The organism is Campylobacter sp. US33a (genome assembly GCF_004378855.1).
Taxonomy (GTDB): domain Bacteria; phylum Campylobacterota; class Campylobacteria; order Campylobacterales; family Campylobacteraceae; genus Campylobacter_D.
The window spans coordinates 1-20,161 of sequence record NZ_RYYL01000001.1; the positions used below are offsets into that span (position 1 = coordinate 1).

Below are 20,161 nucleotides of genomic sequence, written 5' to 3' on the forward strand. Positions count from 1 at the left end.
AAAGCCTTAAGAAGTGATATAGTTGAGGGTAAGATAAAAGATCCAAGGGATGTAGATTCTACTTATGAAAGCAGAAGGGAATTTGATCGTTATATGGTTGGATATAGAAAGGGTATGAGGCAAGGTTATGAAACCGATACACCTAATGATTGGAGTGAAGAAAGGGCGCAACTTTTTAATGATACTTTAATACTTCATGCCAAACTAGCAGCCCTCACTCCTCCACAAGGCTATCCTAATGCACCTTATTATTTTACCCCTGAAAAACTAGAATGGTATTATAAAAGACATAAGCTTGATAAACTCCTTGATCCAAGAATTCCTGCTATATATAGATATAATTTTCCGCAAAGTCTAAGAGAGAAGATACAAGCTTATGCTAAAGAGCATAATATCAAGGAGTGAGTAAATTTCACTCCATATCCAAAACTGCACCCTTGCTGGCATTTGAAACTAATTTTTGATACATTTTAAGCCATCTTGAATTGACTTCTTTTTTAGGTATTACAAATTCTTTTTTGCGTTTTGCAATTTCTTTGTTACTTAAATTTGCATTTATAGTATAAGCATCGACATCGATTTCTATCTCATCACCATCTTTTAAAAGCCCTATAAGCCCACCTTCTGCAGCTTCTGGGGAAATATGTCCTATGCTTAAACCCCTTGTTGCACCACTAAAACGCCCATCAGTGATTAATGCTACATCAGCACCAAGTCCCATTCCCATTATAAGCGAAGTTGGACTTAGCATTTCTTGCATACCTGGTCCGCCTTTTGGACCTTCATAGCGTATAACACACACATCGCCTTTTTTAACCTTGCCTTTGATAATGCCCTTAATGGCTTCATCTTGAGAATTAAAACAAACCGCTTTGCCTTTAAATTTCCTTTCTCCTGTGATACCTGCGGTTTTTACCACACAACCTTGCTCGGCTAAATTTCCAAACAACACCGCAAGTCCGCCAACTTTTGAGTAAGCATTATCAAGCTTTCTTATGATATTTTCATCTTTGATTTTAGCGTTTTTTAGTCTTTGTCTCAAATTTTCACCCGTAATCATTAGTGCATCAAGCTCTAAGATATGCCCCTCTCTGCTTGCAATTTCTGCCATTACCGCACTTACTCCGCCGGCTTTATGTATATCATCCATATAAATGGTATTTAAAGATGGAGCGATTTTTGCAATGTGCGAAACCTTGCTTGAAATGAAATTTAAATCCTTAATATCAAGCGCCACTCCTGCTTCTCTTGAAATGGCTAACATATGCAAAATAGTATTAGTGCTTCCGCCCATTGCCATATCTACAACCATAGCATTTCGCACGGCTTTTTGCGTGATGATGTTTCTAATCTTAAATCTTTCATCGAGTGCAATTTCGCAAATTCTTTTTGCTGCTTTTCTTAAAAGCTCTTCTCTTTCTTTGCTAAGCGCTAAAATCGTGCCATTTCCTTCTAGTGCTATACCCATAGCTTCGCATAAAGTATTCATAGAATTTGCAGTAAACATTCCAGAACACGAACCCCCGCTAGGACAAGCAGAGCATTCTATATCTTTAAATTCTTCTTCGCTAATTTTTTTCGCTTCATATGCACCTACGGCTTCAAAAACAGAACTAAGGCTTATTTTTTCACCTTTTTTAGTTGTACCCGAACGCATAGGACCACCACTTACAAAAATAGTTGGCACATTGACTCTTAAAGCCCCCATTAACATACCAGGGGTGATTTTATCACAGTTTGGAATGCAGATTAAAGCATCAAGCTGATGTGCATTCATCACACTTTCAACTGAATTTGCGATAATTTCACGGCTTGGCAATGAGTAAAGCATACCCTCATGCCCCATAGCAATGCCATCATCAACGCCTATGGTATTAAATTCAAAAGGCACACAGCCATTTTTGCGAATTTCATCTTTGATGATTTTTGCATATTCATTTAAAAAATAATGCCCTGGTATAATGTCTATATAACTATTTGCCACGCCTATGAAAGGTTTATCAAAATCTTCATCTTTCAATCCACAAGCTCTAAGCAAAGAGCGATTAGGTGCTTTTAAATGCCCTTTTTTGATCGCATCACTTCTCATTAACCACTTCCTTTAAACTGAATTCAAGTTTTTCTGCCATTTCATCAATATGGGTTTTTTTTATGATTAAAGGCGGTAAAAAACGCAAGTCATTTTTTCCGCAGCTTATAAGCAAGAGCCCATTTTTTTGGCATTGTTTAATCACATCAGCGACTTTAATGCTTTTGTCTACTGCCAAACCTTGCATAAATCCTAAGCCTTTTCTTGATTTGCAAAAAGTGAATTTTTTTGCGATAGAGTCAAGTTTTTGTTCCAAGTAAGGTGAAAGTTTGCTGACATTTTCTAAAATTTTCTCTTCTTTGTAAATTTCAAATACTGCATTAATGCCCGCACAGGCTAAAGGATTTCCCCCATAAGTGCTGCCATGATCTCCTGCTTCTAAAGAATATTTAGCCACTTTTTCACTCACAGCAAAAGCTCCCACGCTAAGTCCGCATCCTAAAGCCTTTGCAGAGGTCATTACATCAGGCTTTAAATTAGCGTGTTCATAAGCAAAAAATTTACCCGTTCTTCCCATTCCGCATTGAATTTCATCAGAAATTAATAAAATATCTTTTTCATCACAAATTTTTCTCAAAGCTTGATAAAACTCTTTTGAGGCAGGGTTGATACCTCCTTCTCCTTGCACGCTTTCAAGGATAATAGCGCAAGTTTTTTCGCTAAGGAGTTTTTTTACGCTTTCTAAGTCATTATAATTTGCAAATTTTACCCCGCTAATTAAGGGCTTAAAAGGCTTTTGATACTTTGCATTAGCAGTGAGTGATAAGGCCCCTAAGGTGCGTCCGTGAAAAGAGTGCTTAAAAGCGATAAAATGTCCGCCTTTTTTACCTTTTGAAAAAGCGTATTTGCGAGCTGCTTTCATCGCTCCTTCTATGCTTTCTGTGCCAGAATTTGTAAAAAAAACGCGATCAAGTCCGCAAGCCTTGGCTAAATTTGTGGCTGCTTTTGCAATATTTTCATTATAGTAAAGATTGCTAGTGTGTAAGATTTTATCAATTTGTGCTTTAATGACTGCATTAAATTTAGTGTGTTTATAGCCTAAGGCACATACGCCAATGCCACTTGAAAAGTCTAGGTATTGTTTATTTTTATCATCATACAAATACACGCCTTCGCCTTTTTCTAAAACAATATCAAAGCGTTTATAAGTTTGTATGATATGAGTTTGATCTTTAATTTCCATTTTATTTTCCTTTTTAAGAGCCTACTAGCGTCCCAATGCCCTCATTGGTGAAAAATTCAAGCAACAAAGAATGCTTAACGCGTCCATCTAAAATATGCACTTTCTTAACTCCGTTTTCACAAGCATCAATACAGGATTTTAGCTTTACAAGCATTCCACCTTGAATATTTGAGAGTAAATTTTTAGCCTCATTAACAGAAATTCTTGAAATCAAGCTATTTTTATCTTCATAATTTCTATAAAGTCCTTCGATATCGCTTAAAAAAGCAAGTTTTTCTGCATTTAAGGCTTTAGCTACCGCACAAGCTACATCATCTGCATTGATATTGTAAGTGTTTAAATTTTCATCCATTCCAATAGGTGCGATGATGGGTAGAAAATCTTTTTCTAAAAGCTCTTTTAAAATTTGAGTATTAACTCGTTTGATTTCTCCGACAAAGCCTAAATTTTCATCTTTTTTAACGCATTCTAATAAAGAGCCATCTTTGCCACAAATTCCAATGGCTTTTACTCCTAAATGTTGCAAATTTTGTACTAGACCTTTATTAATGCGATTTAGTACCATTTCAGCAACATTCGTGGTAGCTTCATCACTTACCCTTAAACCATTTTTAAATTCGCTTTTAATGCCTAGTTGTTCACAAATTTTAGAAATGTCTTTTCCTCCGCCATGCACGATAACAGGCTTTAAACCTACCAATTTTAAAAGTGCGATATCTTGCATAACGCAGTGTTTTAGTTCTTCATTTTCCATAGCTGAGCCGCCATATTTAATGAGAATGATTTTCGATGAAAATTTTCTTATATAAGGCAAAGCTTCGATTAAAATATTTGCTTTTTCTAAATTCGTTTTCATGGCTTTTTACTCGTTAAAATGCGTGGAATTTGAAGCGTTTAAGGATAGATCGTAATAATTTGCATCTTCTCTTAAAGTAAAACCATAATGACTCCAAAATTCATTACCTAAATCATTGCTTTTAAAAGCAATGAGTGCTATTTTGTTGATTTTTTCCTTTTTTAAAGCTTCAAGACAAAATTCTGTCATTTTGTGCGCAATACCTCTTTTTCGGTAGTTTTGTCCCACGCATACATGATAAAATCCACCTGTTCGGCCATCATGTCCACAAAGTATACTTCCAACGATTTTTCCATCAATTTCGGCTACTGCACTAAGATTAGGATTTCTTTCTAAAAAATTATGAATATTTTCTTCGCTATCATCAATGCTGCGTATCCCAAAACCTTTAATTTCACACCAAAGCTCATAAACTTGTTTATAGTCTTCTTTTTTCATTGCTCGAATTAACATTTATCAAACCTTTAAATTTTTATAATATTGCTATAAACTTAAGTCCTTCATCTTCCTCAAAATCAAACATTAAGTTCATATTTTGCACAGCTTGTCCTGCTGCACCTTTGATTAAATTATCAATGGCTCCAAGAACGATAATGTTATTTGTTCTCTCATCGATAATAAAATTAAAATCCGCAAAATTACTGCCTTTAACCCACCGAGTCTGCGGATACGACTGCGGCGGTAAAAGCCTGATAAATTTCTTGTCGAGATAGTATTTTTCGTAGAGTTTTTTTATTTCATCATAGTCAAGTTTTTCTTTAAGTTTTGCATAAGCCGTAGTTAGAATTCCTCTTTGCATAGGCACTAGATGCGGAGTAAATTGTAAAGTGATGTTTTGTTTATTTGCGTAGCCAAGTTGTTCTTCGATTTCTGGCGTATGTCTGTGCGTGGTGATGCCATAAGCTTTGATATTTTCATTGACTTCACAAAAAAGACTTTCTAGTTTTTCTGCGCGTCCTGCACCACTTGTGCCACTTTTTGCATCGATAATGATGGAATTTAAATCAATCAAATTTTCTTTTACCAAAGGATAAAGGCTCAGTATGGAGCAAGTGGTGTAACAGCCTGGATTGGCTATTAATCTGGCATTTTTAATTTCATTTTTATTAATTTCGCAAAGCCCATAAACAGCTTCACCTAAAAATTCTTTAGCCTTATGTTCGATTTTATACCATTTTTCATAAGTTGCAGCGTCTTTAAAACGAAAATCTGCACTTAAGTCAATCACTCTTGTATTTTTAAGTAAATTCTCATTCATAATCGATGAGCAAAACCCTTGCGGGGTAGCGGTAAAGAGAATGTCTAAATCTTTAGCTAGAGTTTTGATATCTTCATCTTGACAATTTAAATCAAGATTTTTTAAAGTATTGGGATAAATTTTTGAGTAATTTTCGTTAGCATAAGCTCTTGAACCAAGATAGCAAAGTTTTACTTTAGGGTGATTAAGCAAAATTCGCACTAGCTCATTTCCCACATAACCTGTTGCACCTAAAATACCTGCTTTTATTTTCATTTCACAGCCTCGCTAAAGATAAAAATAAATTGTATTACTTTTAAAAACAAAAAAAGCTTAAAAGGAGCAAAATTTCATCAGTCTAGGATAAATGTGAGTAAAACTTGGCAAGTTTTTTAAATTTCGTCAAATAAAGATGAATTTTCTTTGAGTTTAAAACTTGTGCGATGCAATGGACAAGGTCCCAATTTTTTCAAAATTTCAATGTGTGTTTTTGTACCATATCCTTTATGTTTAGCAAATTCATATGCTGGATATAAAGAGTTTATATTTTGCATAAATTCATCTCTACTGACTTTAGCTAAAATACTTGCTGCACTGACTTCTTGAATTTTATCATCTGCTTTAATGAGGGTTTTTATATCCAAAACCCCAAAATTAGTATTGCCATCGTATAAAAAATTAGTATTTTTAAAATGTTTTTTAATAATTAAAAGTCCTGTTTTTAAACAATAACTAAGCCCTAGAGTATCAATTTGCTTGTTGGAAAAAGAAAGGATTAAATAATCAGAATTTTGTATGATTTGACTATAGAGTTTTTCTCGTTTTAAAGCACTAAGTTTTTTAGAATCTGCTAAATTTTCAAGGGGCTTATAAAGCCTACAAGCCCCCATAAATAGTGGTCCTGCTAAAGCACCTCTTCCGGCTTCATCAATCCCTACTAAAGAAGTTTCTTGCATTAAAAACCTAAGATTTTATTATCTCTTTTAAATTTTTCATCAAGAGCTTTTGAGTGCATATTTCTTAAATTTTCATGACTTTTTCTAAGTTCTTCTTGAGTGGAGTTAATTTTTGCAAGAGTTTGGTTGATTTTTGCATTATCAGCATTGGTTTTTTTGAGCTCATCAAATTCAATTCTTAATAATTCAAGCTTTTCTTCGAGTTTAAGAATTTCTTGTCTTGTGCTAGAGTTTTGTTTATGTCTTTCAAGCTTAAATTGATAGTAAGATTTTACTAGAGCTTGTTTTTGTTCAAAGCTAGCACGTTCAAAAATCACAGGATCAATTCTATAATGTTTCCCTTTAAATTCTCCACCTCTTTTTGGTCCTTTATGATGAAAATTAGGGCAATCTCTATCGCCTTTTACGCATTCATTCATCATACCTTCAAAAGGTGCCGCACTTAAAACACAAGCACTACCAAGTGCTAATACTAAAAGTTTAACTTTCATCTTTTCTCCTTTGTAAAAAGTTTTATGTTATTGTAGAGCTTGCTTGTGAAGTGTTTGTGAATTTAAAATAATTTAGGAAAAACCTAAATTATTTTTTCATATTGATAGCATTTCGTATCATCTCATCGCTTGTGGTGATGCTTTTTGAGCTTGCATCAAAAGCTTTTTGCATGGTGATAAGATTGGTTAATTCTGTAGATAGCTCGACATTAGATTGTTCCAAAAAGCCGTGTTTAAAGTCTGCCGTTGGAGTAATATTGCCATTATTGACAACAAAATACGCATCTCCGCTATTTGCACTCGCGGCAAATAAGTTATTTCCCATGGCCATCAAACCCTCTTCATTGATGAAATTATAAAGAGCTATTTTACCTACAACTCCATTTCTGCCATTAGAAAAATGTGCAATTAAAGATCCATCTGTACCTATGGTGTAATTGTCAAAAAAACCCTCGGGAAAACCATCTGTTTTGGTTACAATACTGCTTTCTTTATCTTTTAAAATATGTAAGCCATCATATCCTGAACCAGGTTTGCTAGGATCTAGTGTGCTTCCTAAGTCTATATTAATACTGCCACCGTTTGGATTTGGAATACTTTTTATATTATTTTGCAATAATGCACCATTTTTGTTAAAAACTAAACTTCCTCCGCTTTCTTCTCCTATGGCGTTACCATTCATATCATAAACTTGTGCGGTGGCTTTATATTCGATATTATCTCCTACTTGAGGTAAGACTCTATCAAGTTTTATTTCAAGCCAACTTTTACTGCCATCGGCGTTGTAAATTTCTGCTTTTAATGTTTGAGTGGAAGATTGTTCTTGCTCTGTTGCTAAGAAAGCAGAATTTATGCTAAGGCTATTGACATCAAATCCTGCGATGTCCAAATCATTGCTTTTAAAATTTAAATTTTCATCTAAAGTTGCCTCAAAATCTTTTTTTACCCCATTTGCATCAGTTAAGGTGAATATAACCCTATCTCCTTCTTTAGCGCTATAAATGTCTTTTTGATCCACTTTTCCACTTAAAGTGATGGTGCCATCTTCATTTTTTGTCAGAGTGATATCTTTAGGATCTAAATCTACATTTACAATGCTAGTTTTTGTGCCTGTGTCTAAATTTCCACTCCATTTGATATTTTGCGTAACAACAGGCGGAAGATATAAATTTTTAGGTACACTAATAGGTCCTTGAGCATTAACTCCACCTAAATCAAAAACTCCTGAAGAAATAGTATAACCATTTTTTATAGGATTGCCATTATTATCTTTACCAAATTCATTTGATACTCTATCACTAAGTGGAATTTCAGTAAAATAAGGGCTCATTGTGCCAAGCACATAGTTGCCATAGCCATCAACAAGATGGTTATTTGCATCACGGTAAAAAGCACCGTTTCTTGTGTAATAAGGTACCCCTTCACTTCCCATAACTCCAAAAAAACCTTTTCCAAGTAAAGCCACATCAAATTCTCCTTCACTTGCCACAGGTGTGCCTTGAGAAAAGACAATTTTACTTGATTGTGCTCCAACTCCTCCACCAGATTGTGCAGGATTGGTTGATTGAGAAGTAACAGTGGAATAAAATACATCTCTAAATTCTGAATTGGAATATTTAAAACCCACAGTATTAACATTAGCAATATTATTTGCTGTTAAATCAATACCAAAATTTTGGGAGGTAATCCCGCCAACTCCGTTATAAAATGATTGCATCATGGTTTAATCCTTTATTCTTCAGGTTTTTTGTCTGGTCTTTCGGGCACTTCAGGTAAACTATTATCTGGTTTTGTAGGTTCTTCTGGTTCTTCAGGATCTTCTGGATTTCCTGTACCTGGGATACTAGGATCGGTAATTTCAGCAATATCATCAAATAATACATATTGTCCCCCCATTTTTGCATAAGGTACCCCATCAATAAATTTAATTGCCTCAATAGGATAAGAACCATAACTTGTTTTTGAAGTCCCGCCACTTTCGTTAGTGTATTCTGCTTTAATTGTGTATTTTCCAGCTCCAGCAAAAGCACCATTATCATTTCTTCCATCCCAAGCAAGATTATATAAACCTTCATTTAAACCTTCGTCAACGGTTAAGGTTTTGACTAAGTTATTATTTTCATCATAAATTTTAAACTCAACTGCCTCGCCTTCTTTTGGTTTGGCAGGAAGATACATTTTAAGATATACAACTTCATCGGCTGTTTTAAGCTCAACATAATTATTTTCAACTGAAGCCATTTTACCAATAGCACCAACCACTTGCATGCTCATACCTGAACTAATTGAAGCAGAAAGTTTTTCCATGGTTGCAACCATAGCTTGCATTGTATTATTTGTATTTTGTTGCATTTCAAGTGCTGCAAGTTGAGAAGTTTGAGTAAGCATTTTATCTGTATCCATAGGATCAGTTGGATCTTGGTGTTGAAGTTCTACAAGAAGTAATTGCAAAAACGCGTCTTTATCAAGTTCTGCACCAGGATTGCTGACTATACCATTGTTATTTTGCACAACGGTGTCTGTGTTACTTGTTGCCTTTGTGTTTTGATTTTGGTTATTTAAGCTATTAAGTAAATCGCTTGATGAATTATTTACCGCCCCTACTGCCATTTAAAACTCCTTTTTTAATGTCTTTTTTAATAAAAAAGCAAAAAATGTTCCAATTAAAAATATTTTGCCAAAACAAGCTCTAATTCTTTATCTTGCTTGTCAATTTCAAAATCATTTTTGTATGAATGTTTACTTTTTTGCTGTCCGTTTTGTTCTTTTTTGCCTTGATCGCTAAAATTCATTTCAAGTCCAGTAAAACCCATATTTACAAGAGAATTTTTAAATTCTGCTTGGTGTTGGATAAATAAATTCATGGTGTTGGTATTGGAATTAAAATTAATATGTAAATTATTACCTCTTTGCATCAAAGTAACTTCTACTTCACCTAAATTTGAAGGATTGAGCGTTATATTTACTTTTGTAATGGGTGCTTTATAGTTTTGAATTTGTTCTTTTAAATCCTCGCTAAAATGTGAAAAAGTTTCTTTGATAGGATTTTTAATTTGATTTTGACTCACTTTTGAGAGTTCTTTTAAGGTGTTATTTAATTCATTGTGAAAGGCATCGTTTTGTAGGTCTTTGGTATTATTGTTTTCATTTTTTAAATCAGTATTTTTTTCTTGCTGGGTAAAATCTAAAGTTTGATTTGAATTTTGTTTGGTTTGGATATTTTGAATTGTGGAATTTGTATTGTTTAACGTATGATTTATGTTTTGATTTTGTGTGTTTTTATTTTCTCTTTGCTCACTTTTGAAAAATTCTTGCAAAGGCGAAATAGGATTTTTTTCATTTATTGTGTGTGTTTTGTTGGCATTTGTATCATTTTTTGTATTGTTTAAGGAATTTGTTTTTGTTTCAAGATCTTTTAAATCTTTAACGATATTTTTTGCATTTTGTGGTATTTCTTGATTTGTATTTTTTAAATTTTTAGTAGGATTTTCCAAAATATTTTCTTTTAAAATATTGTCTTTATTTTTTGAAATATTTTCTTGTATATCTTCTGAATTTTTGAAAATTTCATTTTTATTTAAAATTTCTGTCGTATTTTTAGGTAAATTTTCTTCTTTTTTATTCACACTTTGCATTTTATGAAACTTATCAGAATTTAGAGTTAGAATTTCATTTTCATTCTTTTTTGTGTTTTGAATGTTTTTTTCTATATCTTTGTGTGTGGTCTGTTGAATTTTTAAATCCGCCTCATTTTTTAAAAAAATTTTGTTTTTTTGCTCTTGTACACTTTCTTTTGGCAAATTATTTAAATTAATTTTTTTTGAATTTTCTAAATGATTTTGTTTATCAGTGCTTATTATTTTATCTTTTTGATTTAAAAGTGTTGCATCGTTTTCTTTATCATCTTGAGCTTTTTGTTTTAAATTTATATCTTGCAAAGCTTTAGAAAGTATGTTTTCTTTCTGTGGCTTTTTTGTAAAAGAATCTTGATTTTTTTGTGGAATTTCTTTGATAAGATTGGCGATTTTTTGGTTGATAAAATCTTTTAAAACACTTTCTATATTGTTGTTAAAAAATCCCGCTTTGTCTAAATTTGGAAAAGTGCTTTTTAATTCAACTAAGCGATCAACTTTAATTTTTTCTATATTTAAATCAAGCTTTTTAGCCAAGTCTAAAAGCTCGTTTAAATCTTTAGCATTTTTTAAAATATTTAAATTTTTCTCTATACTTAAAATTTGCTTGGTTTTTTGGGAAAATTGGTTTAAATTAACAGCCTTAGAATCCATTTTTAACGCATCTAATAAGCCTAAAATTTGCATAAAATTAGCCGATTCAAAAATCGAAATTTGATCATCTTGACTTAAAGTCCCATTTTGTAATTGTTTAAAAACTTCATTTGCAAGTTCTTGCTTTTGTTCATTATTTAATTTTTGAGGTAAAATTTCATTTTTTTCATCTATAGCCTGTATTAAAGAGCTCAAAAATTCTTGTTTGTCATCGTCTTTTAAATTTGCACCTTTATTTTGCTTTGTTTGACTTTTTGTAGGAGCAAGATTCAAAATATCATTTTGGGAATTAAGTCCTGACATTTTTTCTCCTAAGCTAGGAAATTTTGTTTGGCTAAAAGTGGAAAATTCATTCTTAATGAATTTAAATCATAAATTTTTAACATTTGTGAAAAATTAAATTTTTCTATAATTTGTAATAATTCTTCTAAATTTTTTGCGTTTTGAATTTTTTCAAACTTGCTTTCATCGGATAAAATTTCGCTTAATTCGCTCGAAATTCTTGCCATTTTTTCATTTGTGCTAGATTTAAGAATTTCTAATAAAGACAAAATTTGCATTAAAGGTTCTGCAAATTTGCTTTCTTGTATTAAACTTTGTTCCTTAAAAATTTCTTCTTGTAAAGGCTTAGACATTTTGACTCCTTTTGTTTTTGAAGTTAATCTACGAGTATAAAAGCAAAATTTATTCCAAAAAAGTGTTTTAAAAAATTTAAGCAATTTTTGTATATAATCTTAGTTTTTGAAATTTTAAACTATCGGAGAAAAACTTGGAAAACATTAGAAATATCGCAGTTATTGCCCATGTTGATCATGGTAAAACGACTATGGTTGATGAGTTATTAAAACAATCAGGCACTTTTAGCGAAAGAGAACAAATAGCTGAACGCGTTATGGATAGTAATGATATAGAAAAAGAACGCGGTATCACCATACTTTCAAAAAACACGGCGATTAATTACAAAGGCACAAAAATTAATATCATAGACACTCCAGGTCACGCTGATTTTGGTGGGGAAGTTGAGCGTGTTTTGAAAATGATTGATGGAGTTTTGCTTTTAGTAGATGCGCAAGAAGGTGTAATGCCTCAAACTAAATTCGTGGTAAAAAAGGCTTTATCTTTAGGGCTTAAGCCAATAGTAGTGATTAATAAAATCGACAAACCAGCCGCTGATCCTGAAAGAGTAATCAATGAAATTTTTGATCTTTTTGTGGCCTTAGATGCGAATGATGAACAACTTGACTTTGCTATCGTTTATGCTGCTGCGAAAAATGGCTATGCTAAGCTTGATTTAAATGATGAAAGTAAGGATATGGAGCCACTTTTTAAAACCATACTCGAAAGAGTTCCTGCGCCAAGTGGCACCAATGATAATCCTTTACAACTTCAAGTTTTCACTTTAGGTTATGATAATTTCGTAGGAAAAATAGGAATTGCTAGAATTTTTAATGGTGTTGTAAAGAAAAATCAAAATGTAATGCTTGCAAAGGCTGATGGCACTAAAGTAAATGGTAGAATTTCAAAACTTATAGGCTTTATGGGCTTAGAAAAAATGGATATTGAAGAAGCTGGGAGTGGAGATATTGTAGCAATTGCCGGTTTTGAAGCTTTAGATGTGGGCGATAGCGTAGTAGATCCAAACAATCCTATGCCACTTGATCCTTTACACATTGAAGAGCCAACTTTAAGTATAGTATTTTCAGTAAATGATGGTCCGCTAGCTGGCACAGAAGGAAAGCATGTAACTAGTAATAAAATAGCAGAACGCTTAGAAGCTGAAATGAAAACTAATATCGCGATGAAATATGAAAGCAGTGGTGAAGGTAAATTTAAAGTAAGCGGTAGAGGTGAACTTCAAATTACAATTTTAGCTGAAAATATGCGTAGAGAGGGCTTTGAGTTTTGCATGGGAAGACCCGAAGTTATTGTAAAGGTTGAAGATGGGGTTAAAACAGAGCCATTTGAGCATTTGGTTATTGATGTGCCTGAAGAATTTAGTGGAACGGTTATAGAAAAGCTTGGAAAAAGAAAAGCTGAAATGAAAACCATGGCACCAACAGGCGATGGTCAAACAAGACTCGAATTTGAAATTCCAGCAAGAGGACTGATAGGCTTTAGATCTCAATTTTTAACCGATACCAAAGGTGAAGGTGTGATGAATCACAGCTTTTTAGAATTCCGTCCTTTTAGTGGTGCAGTTGAAAAACGCAATAACGGCGCTTTAATTTCTATGGAAAATGGTGTGGCTTTAGGGTATTCTTTATTTAATCTCCAAGAACGCGGAGTGCTTTTTATAGAGCCTCAAACTAAAGTTTATACTGGTATGATTATAGGCGAACACTCACGCCCAAATGATTTAGATGTTAATCCTATCAAAGGAAAAAATTTAACCAATGTTAGGGCTAGTGGAAGCGATGATGCGATCAAACTCGTGCCACCTAGAAAGCTAAGCCTTGAAAGGGCTTTAGAATGGATAGAAGAAGATGAGCTTGTAGAAGTCACTCCTGCAAATATCCGTGTTCGCAAACGCTATCTTGATCCAACTCAAAGAAAAAGAATGGAAAAAGCGAAATCTTAATGGATTTAAAAAGTTTAGAAAATAGAAGGCTTTATATACTCAAACGCTTGGGAATTTTAAAACTCCTAAGCGTTATAGAAGCCTTACTTGTAGGCTTTCTAGCCTTTGTTTTTACAAGAGATGCTATTATTTGTCTTGCAAGTGCTGTGCTTGTGGGTATTTTTTTCTTTCGTTTAACCAGCAGGAAGCTTTTAAGATCTAAAGAAGAACTTCAAATTCAAGTTTTAAATCTTTTTTTAAGACGCCAAGGAGCCAAATTTCAAAATCAAGGTTTAAGTGAAGAAGAATTTAAAAAACTTGCTTTGATTGAAAATTTAAAAGAATTTAAGAGCAAAAATCATTTTATATTTAAAGATTTTGAAATTTATGATATATGGTTTAAAACGCACTCAAATCATTTTTTTTGTGGCATTTTGCTTGAATGTAAAAATAATATAAAAAATCCGCCTAATAATGATATAGAACTCATTTTTACCAAATTAAAACATAAAAATTTTGATACACAATTTTGTTTTTATTATAAGAATTTTATACTTATTGCAAGTCTTCGTAATCCTTTTTTTATTGATTTTTCTTTAAGTTTAGAAAGTAATTTTAAAAATTTAGAGCAAAATTTTATAAAGATACAAACGCTTTTTGCTTAAAATTACCATTTAAATAAAAACTATTAAAAAGCTTAAATAAAGCCATTTGATTTTATATCTTTTTTGATATAATTTTATAATTTTTTCAAAAAAGGCTTTTGATGGAACCCTTATTTACAACACAAATTCAAAAATATAAAGGCAATGAACTTTTAACTTGCGATGATACTTTAGTGCGTGAAATTAAACTTGAAATTTTTATTAATAATGAAAAAGTAGGTGCTTTAATGGCAACTCCTATTGATGAACAGGCTTTGGCGGTAGGATATTTGATGAGCGAAAATATCATTGCTAGGGTTGATGATATAAAAAGCGTCGAAAGTAAAGATGATGGAATGAGTGTGCATATTAATGCAAAAATTGATAAAGAAAATTTAGCCAAATTAAATGCTGAAGGTGTGGTGATAAGTGGTTGTGGCAGGGCACACACGGCAAATATTGATCCGCAAAGCATAGAAGCAAGTAAAATCACTTCTTTGCAAAAATTCAGTAAAAATGAGATTTTAAAACAAATGAGCGAATTTTATACTCAATGTGATCTTTATGAAAAGACAGGTTGCGTGCATACGGCTAAGCTTTTTGTTGATGAAAATACTTTTTTTATAGGCGAGGATATAGCCCAGCATAATACCATAGATAAGGCTTTAGGCAAGGCAAGACTTGCTGGAGTTGATCTTAGTAAATGTTTTTTAATGGTCAGTGGAAGGCTTAGCTCTGAAATGGTGGCTAAGGCGGTAATGCATAAAGTCCCAGTACTTGTTTCACGCACGGCTCCTACTTGTTTGGGTGTGATGATAGCAAGAAAATTTAAACTCACGCTTTGTGGTTTTGCAAGGGGCGAAAATATCAATATTTATAGCGGAGAATTTAGAATAAATGGATAAAGAAATTTTAGCTTATATGAAAGAGCTTTTAAATAGCAATGAAAAGCTTGATTGTGGTACGGCATTTAAGATCGCTAAAAAATTTAATATTAGCGTGGAAGAAGTGGGAAATATGGCAGATGTAAATGGAATTCGTATTGATAATTGCGAACTGGGACAATTTGGTCATCTTGATTTTGAGAAAGCTAAAATAGAAGTATTAAAAGAACTTGAACCAAATTTAGATGAAAAACGCAGAATTTTTTGTAAAGATGCAAGAAATATTGCTAAGCAGGGTTGTGGGTTAAAGTCTGTGCGTTCGGCTTTGAAAAGTTATAAAATCGATGTGAAATATTGCCAACTTGGTTGTTTTAAAGAAAAAAAAGGCAAACAGCTTGTTGTAAGAACTAAAACTTGGATAGAAAATGCCGATGGCGATTTGCTTTTTGGCAAAGGCAAAACTGAGCTTTTAGAGCTTATAGGGCAAACAGGAAGTATTTTGCAGGCTTCAAAACTTATGGGGATAAATTATAAAAAAGCTTGGATGCATTTGCAAATTTTGCAAAAAAATACCAAAGAAGATTTGGTTGCTACAAGACAAGGCAGATCAAAAGATTCTGGAACAAAACTTACTCCCAAGGCTTTAGAATTAATGCATAATTATTCTATTTTGCAAAAAGATATTGAAGAATACGCTAATAAACGCTTTAAAGAATTATTTTTTAAGGAAAAAAATCCTCTTGAAAAAGAAAGTAAAATAAAGGAAAAATAATGAAAATTGATTGTCGGAATTTAGCTTGTCCAAGGCCAGTTATAGAAACAAAACAAGCTATTGAAAAATTGCAAGTTGGTGACAGTTTGGAGATTTTTTTAAATTCTGAAGTATCAAAAAATAATGTTTTAAAATTTTTAAATTCTTTAAATTTGGAAACTACACTCATACAAAAAGGTGAAGAATTTATAATTCAAACCATTAAAAAAGAAATGAAAAATCTAAATCTAAATCCTGATGACTTTAGTTGTGATAATAATGATACTAGGCAAAAAAATGTGCTTTTTTTAAAAACCCTTAAAGTAGGCGAGGGCGAGCTTGGAGAGAATTTATTTGTTGGCTTTTTAAATACTTTGAAAAATTTAGAAAATCCTCCATACAAAATTCTTTGTGTTAATGAAAGCGTTTTGCTAAATTGCGATGAAGAGCACAAAGCATATGCGGCTATGAAAGAGCTTGAAAAAATGGGTATTGAAATTATTAGTTGTGGTGCTTGTTTGGAGTATTTTGGGAAAAGCAAAGAGCTTAAAATTGGCACTATAGGCAATGCTTATGAAATTTTAAGTGAGCTTTTTGGTAAAGCAAAAATCATTACTTTATAAGGAAAAATTCTGGAATACAAAAAACAAAATTTAACACAATTTGTAAAAGCTTCAGGTTGAGCAGCGAAATTAAGCCCGTGTGGTCTTAAAACAATTTTAAATTTCATGCAAAAAACCCCAGCTTTACTTAGCGATATCGGTAATAATGAAGATGCAAGTGTGTATGCGCTTAGCCCTGATTTGGCTTTAGTGCAAACGCTTGATTTTATCACACCTGTTGTGGATAGTGCTTATCATTTTGGTGCTATAGCTGCAGCCAATGCTTTAAGTGATGTTTTTGCCATGGGAGCAGAGGTGATTAATGCCTTAAATATAGTCGGCTTTGATAGCAAAAATCACGATATAAGCATACTTAGCGAGCTTTTAAGGGGTGCAAATGATAAGGTGTGTGAATGTGGTGCATTAATCGTTGGCGGACACACTATAGAAAGCGAAGAATTATTTTTTGGCTTAAGTGTTACGGGCAAGGTGCATCCTAAAAAATTCATTGCCAATAACAAGGCCAAAATAGGCGATATGATTATACTCACTAAGCCTTTGGGTGTTGGGATTTTAAGCACGGCTTTAAAGGGTGGAATTTTAGATGAAAAATATCTAAAAAATATGCTTGAAAGTATGATGAGTTTAAATTTAAAAGCCAGTCAAATCGCTTTACAATACCAAGTACATGCGATGAGTGATGTTACAGGCTTTGGACTTTTAGGGCATTTAAAAGAGATGTTAAATGATGATATTTCTTTGGAAATTTTTGTTAAAGATTTGCCTTTTTTAGAAGGGACAAAAGAGTATTTTGATATGGGTTTAATCCCTGCGGGTGCTTATAAAAATTTTGATTTTGTTAAGCCATTTTGTTCTTATTTAGAAGATGACCATTTATTACTTTGTGATCCTCAAACTTCAGGTGGACTTTTGATTGCTTTAAGTCACGATAATGTTAAACCTTGTTTAAAGCATTTACAAAATGAAAATATCCCTGCGCAAATTATCGCTACTTGCGTCGCTAAAGGCGATTTTGCTTTGAATTTGAAGTAAAATTTTGTTATATTTATAGCTTTTAAATCAATTTAATAGGAAAATCTAATGCCTCATTTAAATATCGAAATCGCCTTAATGTTTGTAGCCTATGCTGCTTTGATGCTTTATATAGGATTTTATTTTTTCAAAAAAAACAAAAGCACGGAAGATTATTTTTTAGGCAGGCGTGAGGTAGGACCGGTAATTTCTGCTTTGAGTGCAGGGGCTTCTGATATGAGTGGTTGGCTTTTGATGGGCTTGCCTGGTGCTTTATATGTGAGCGGTTTTATCGAAGGATATATTGCTATAGGTTTGGTTGTGGGTGCGACTTTAAATTGGCTTTTTGTGGCTAAAAGGCTTAGAATTTATACAGGAATTATTGCAAATTCTATCACCATACCTGATTATCTTGAAGCAAGGTTTCATGATGATAAGCACATTTTAAGAGTGGTTTGTGCAATTGTAATTTTAATATTTTTTACCTTTTATGTTTCATCAGGACTTGTAAGTGGCGCAAAGCTTTTTGAAGAAACTTTTGGTATAGCTTATGATTATGCTTTAACAACTGGGACTTTAATCATAGTCGCTTACACTTTTTTTGGCGGTTATAAGGCGGTTTGCTGGACGGATATGATCCAAGGACTTTTGATGCTTGGAGCTTTGATTGTCGTTCCTGTGGTTATGCTTATGCATTTAGGTGGTTTTAAAGAGGCTAAAAATTATATTTTTACTTCTGATAATGCTAGTCAAAATATTTTAAAGATTCAAAAAGAAATTCCACAAATTTTATCCAATTTAAATTCCATAGAAAACATAACAGAAATTACATCTTTAGTTCAAGATTTAAATCATAGCAAAGATGGAATTTTAAGTACTAAAAATATCAAAGAAAAATTTAAAAATGATGAAAATATTTTAAAGCTTTTTAATAATGATTTAAAAAATTCACTTACTTTTTCAGAATTTGCCAATAAATTAAACTCTGCTTTAACAATGCAAAAGAAAGAAAAAGATACAAAAGAGCTTTATAATCTATTAGATGCCTTTAGTAAGCTTTCTTTAATGGATAAAAATCGTTTGGAGTGGTTTGAGGGTATTTCATTTTTGGGTATTATTTCAGCACTTGCTTGGGGACTTGGATATTTTGGACAACCTCATATTTTGGTGCGTTTTATGTCGATAAGATCGGTTAAGGATATTCCTATGGCAACTTTTGTTGGGATAAGCTGGATGAGCCTTTGTTTGATAAGCACTTGTTTTATGGGAATTTTGGGCATTGCTTATGTGAATAAATTTAATCTTAGCTTGCATGATCCTGAGAAAATTTTTATCGTGATGTCGCAACTTTTATTTAATCCTTGGATTGCTGGTATTTTGCTTTCAGCGATTTTAGCGGCGATTATGAGCACGGCAAGTTCGCAACTTTTAGTTTCTAGTGCAACGATAGCTGAAGATTTTTATAAAAGAATTTTGCATAAAGATGCACCGAATAAAACTGTGATGAATTTAGGGCGCGCTGGAGTTTTGATTGTCGCTGTAGTGGCATTTTTGATTTCTACGGATAAAAATTCAAGTGTTTTAGAAATAGTCGCTTATGCGTGGGCTGGTTTTGGAGCAAGTTTTGGTTCCGTGATGCTTTTTTCTTTGTTTTGGGAAAATATGACAAAAGCAGGTGCTATTGCTGGGATGATTAGCGGTGCGCTTGGTGTGGTGATTTGGAAAAATTTCATAGCACAGTATTTTGCCTTGTATGAGCTTGTGCCTGCGTTTTTGTTTGCTTCTCTGATGATTGTTTTTGTGAGTTTTGTAACCAAAACACAAGCAAGTGTTAAAGAATCTTATAAAAATATGCTAAAACACCTTTAAATCGCGATACAATCAAGCTTAACTCAAAGCTTGATTTGCTGCATCTAAAGCGTGAAGGATGCTTGTATCAAAAAGCGGAATTTGTGTGTCTTCTTGTTTGATTAAAAGTCCTATCTCAGTACAAGCTAAAATGATGCCTAAAGCTCCTTGTTGGCGTAATTTATCAACGATTTCTAAATAAGTTTTTTTCGAGCTTTCTTTAAAAATTCCACGACAAAGCTCATCAAAAATAATTTCATTGACAATTTGCATATCCTTTTGACAAGGAATAAGAGTTTTTATGCCTTGATCGAGTAACTTTTCTTTGTAAAAATTTTCATTCATGGTATATTTTGTGCCTATTAAGCCCACTTGATTGATATTGGCTTGTTGTAGAGCTTTTGCAGTGCTTGTGGCGATATGAAGAATGGGGATTTTAACTTGCATTTGCACATCATCATAAATTTTATGCATAGTATTTGTGGCAATGATGATAAAATCAGCTCCAGCATTTTCGAGTTTTTTAGCACAAAGCGATAAAATTTTCGCGCTCTCATCCCATAAATTTTGGCTTTGATATTTTTCAATTTCTTTAAAATTCACACTGTGTAAGATGATTTTAGCTGAATTTAAACCCCCAAGTTTTTTAGCAATTTCTTCATTAATGAGTTTATAATAAGTTATAGTGCTTTCAAAACTTATACCGCCAATTATTCCTATGGTTTTCATTTTTTACCTTTTTTGA

General features: G+C 32.7%; 19 protein-coding genes and 1 pseudogene. 8 read left to right on the forward strand and 12 right to left on the reverse strand.

The genetic code is table 11. From position 1 onward, the window contains the following. A pseudogene (locus tag ELQ16_RS00005) lies at positions 1–405 on the forward strand (hypothetical protein); the annotation flags it as partial. A 7-nt stretch (positions 406–412) separates the two neighbouring features. On the opposite strand, the gene ilvD reads toward ELQ16_RS00005, so the two are convergent. The 11 genes from ilvD to ELQ16_RS00060 all read right to left on the reverse strand — a co-directional run bounded on the left by ilvD (position 413) and on the right by ELQ16_RS00060 (position 11,733). Next, positions 413–2,089, reverse strand: a complete 1,677-nt coding sequence (ilvD, locus tag ELQ16_RS00010) for a dihydroxy-acid dehydratase (RefSeq protein ID WP_134237533.1) — start codon at positions 2,087–2,089, stop codon at positions 413–415. Continuing rightward, complete coding sequence (locus tag ELQ16_RS00015; protein ID WP_134237534.1) at positions 2,079–3,272, reverse strand: aspartate aminotransferase family protein; 1,194 nt, start codon at positions 3,270–3,272, stop codon at positions 2,079–2,081. Before ELQ16_RS00015 ends, ilvD begins: the two co-directional genes overlap by 11 nt. Before the next feature lie 13 nt (positions 3,273–3,285). After that, on the reverse strand, positions 3,286–4,128 hold the full coding sequence (argB, locus tag ELQ16_RS00020) for an acetylglutamate kinase (protein WP_134237535.1): 843 nt from the start codon (positions 4,126–4,128) through the stop codon (positions 3,286–3,288). Between the two features lie 6 nt (positions 4,129–4,134). Continuing rightward, positions 4,135–4,581, reverse strand: a complete 447-nt coding sequence (locus ELQ16_RS00025) for a GNAT family N-acetyltransferase (protein WP_134237536.1) — start codon at positions 4,579–4,581, stop codon at positions 4,135–4,137. 19 nt (positions 4,582–4,600) lie between these two features. Then, the gene (argC, locus tag ELQ16_RS00030; protein WP_134237537.1) at positions 4,601–5,641 is read right to left on the reverse strand and encodes an N-acetyl-gamma-glutamyl-phosphate reductase; all 1,041 of its coding nucleotides are present in this window, start codon (positions 5,639–5,641) and stop codon (positions 4,601–4,603) included. 116 nt (positions 5,642–5,757) lie between these two features. Next, positions 5,758–6,321, reverse strand: coding sequence for a ribonuclease HII (locus ELQ16_RS00035; RefSeq protein WP_134237538.1), 564 nt, complete (start codon positions 6,319–6,321; stop codon positions 5,758–5,760). Continuing rightward, the gene (locus ELQ16_RS00040) at positions 6,321–6,812 is read right to left on the reverse strand and encodes a hypothetical protein (protein ID WP_134237539.1); all 492 of its coding nucleotides are present in this window, start codon (positions 6,810–6,812) and stop codon (positions 6,321–6,323) included. The genes ELQ16_RS00035 and ELQ16_RS00040 overlap by 1 nt, the downstream gene beginning before the upstream one ends. 88 nt (positions 6,813–6,900) lie before the next feature. Beyond that, entirely contained in the window at positions 6,901–8,532 is a 1,632-nt protein-coding gene (locus ELQ16_RS00045) for a flagellar hook-basal body complex protein (protein WP_134237540.1), read from the reverse strand. 11 nt (positions 8,533–8,543) lie between these two features. After that, on the reverse strand, positions 8,544–9,422 hold the full coding sequence (locus tag ELQ16_RS00050) for a flagellar basal body rod modification protein (protein ID WP_134237541.1): 879 nt from the start codon (positions 9,420–9,422) through the stop codon (positions 8,544–8,546). Positions 9,423–9,475: 53 nt separating this feature from the next. Beyond that, positions 9,476–11,401 carry a flagellar hook-length control protein FliK gene (locus ELQ16_RS00055; protein ID WP_134237542.1) on the reverse strand — a complete coding sequence of 642 codons (1,926 nt, stop codon included), beginning with the start codon at positions 11,399–11,401 and terminating at the stop codon, positions 9,476–9,478. 8 nt (positions 11,402–11,409) lie between these two features. Then, complete coding sequence (locus ELQ16_RS00060) at positions 11,410–11,733, reverse strand: PTS sugar transporter subunit IIA (RefSeq protein WP_134237543.1); 324 nt, start codon at positions 11,731–11,733, stop codon at positions 11,410–11,412. Positions 11,734–11,867: 134 nt separating this feature from the next. Here ELQ16_RS00060 and typA point away from each other — a divergent pair, with 134 nt between their 5' ends. The 7 genes from typA (at position 11,868) to ELQ16_RS00095 (ending at position 19,437) form a co-directional block, all read left to right on the forward strand. Next, positions 11,868–13,676: a translational GTPase TypA gene (gene typA / locus ELQ16_RS00065; protein ID WP_134237544.1), complete on the forward strand. Its 1,809-nt coding sequence runs from the start codon at positions 11,868–11,870 to the stop codon at positions 13,674–13,676. Beyond that, complete coding sequence (locus ELQ16_RS00070) at positions 13,676–14,320, forward strand: poly(A) polymerase (protein WP_134237545.1); 645 nt, start codon at positions 13,676–13,678, stop codon at positions 14,318–14,320. Before typA ends, ELQ16_RS00070 begins: the two co-directional genes overlap by 1 nt. A gap of 101 nt (positions 14,321–14,421) precedes the next feature. Next, positions 14,422–15,204: a formate dehydrogenase accessory sulfurtransferase FdhD gene (gene fdhD / locus ELQ16_RS00075; protein ID WP_134237546.1), complete on the forward strand. Its 783-nt coding sequence runs from the start codon at positions 14,422–14,424 to the stop codon at positions 15,202–15,204. Then, positions 15,197–15,955 (forward strand): winged helix-turn-helix domain-containing protein, encoded by a 759-nt coding sequence (locus ELQ16_RS00080; protein ID WP_134237547.1) that lies wholly within the window; start codon positions 15,197–15,199, stop codon positions 15,953–15,955. The genes fdhD and ELQ16_RS00080 overlap by 8 nt, the downstream gene beginning before the upstream one ends. Then, entirely contained in the window at positions 15,955–16,557 is a 603-nt protein-coding gene (yedF, locus tag ELQ16_RS00085; protein ID WP_134237548.1) for a sulfurtransferase-like selenium metabolism protein YedF, read from the forward strand. Before ELQ16_RS00080 ends, yedF begins: the two co-directional genes overlap by 1 nt. Before the next feature lie 9 nt (positions 16,558–16,566). Beyond that, a complete protein-coding gene (gene selD, locus ELQ16_RS00090) occupies positions 16,567–17,589 on the forward strand; it encodes a selenide, water dikinase SelD (RefSeq protein ID WP_134237549.1) in 1,023 nt (340 codons plus the stop codon). Between the two features lie 48 nt (positions 17,590–17,637). Next, entirely contained in the window at positions 17,638–19,437 is a 1,800-nt protein-coding gene (locus tag ELQ16_RS00095) for a sodium:solute symporter family transporter (RefSeq protein ID WP_134237550.1), read from the forward strand. 18 nt (positions 19,438–19,455) lie between these two features. On the opposite strand, the gene ELQ16_RS00100 is transcribed toward ELQ16_RS00095, so the two are convergent. Beyond that, the gene (locus ELQ16_RS00100) at positions 19,456–20,145 is read right to left on the reverse strand and encodes an aspartate/glutamate racemase family protein (RefSeq protein WP_134237551.1); all 690 of its coding nucleotides are present in this window, start codon (positions 20,143–20,145) and stop codon (positions 19,456–19,458) included. Positions 20,146–20,161: the final 16 nt, after the last annotated feature.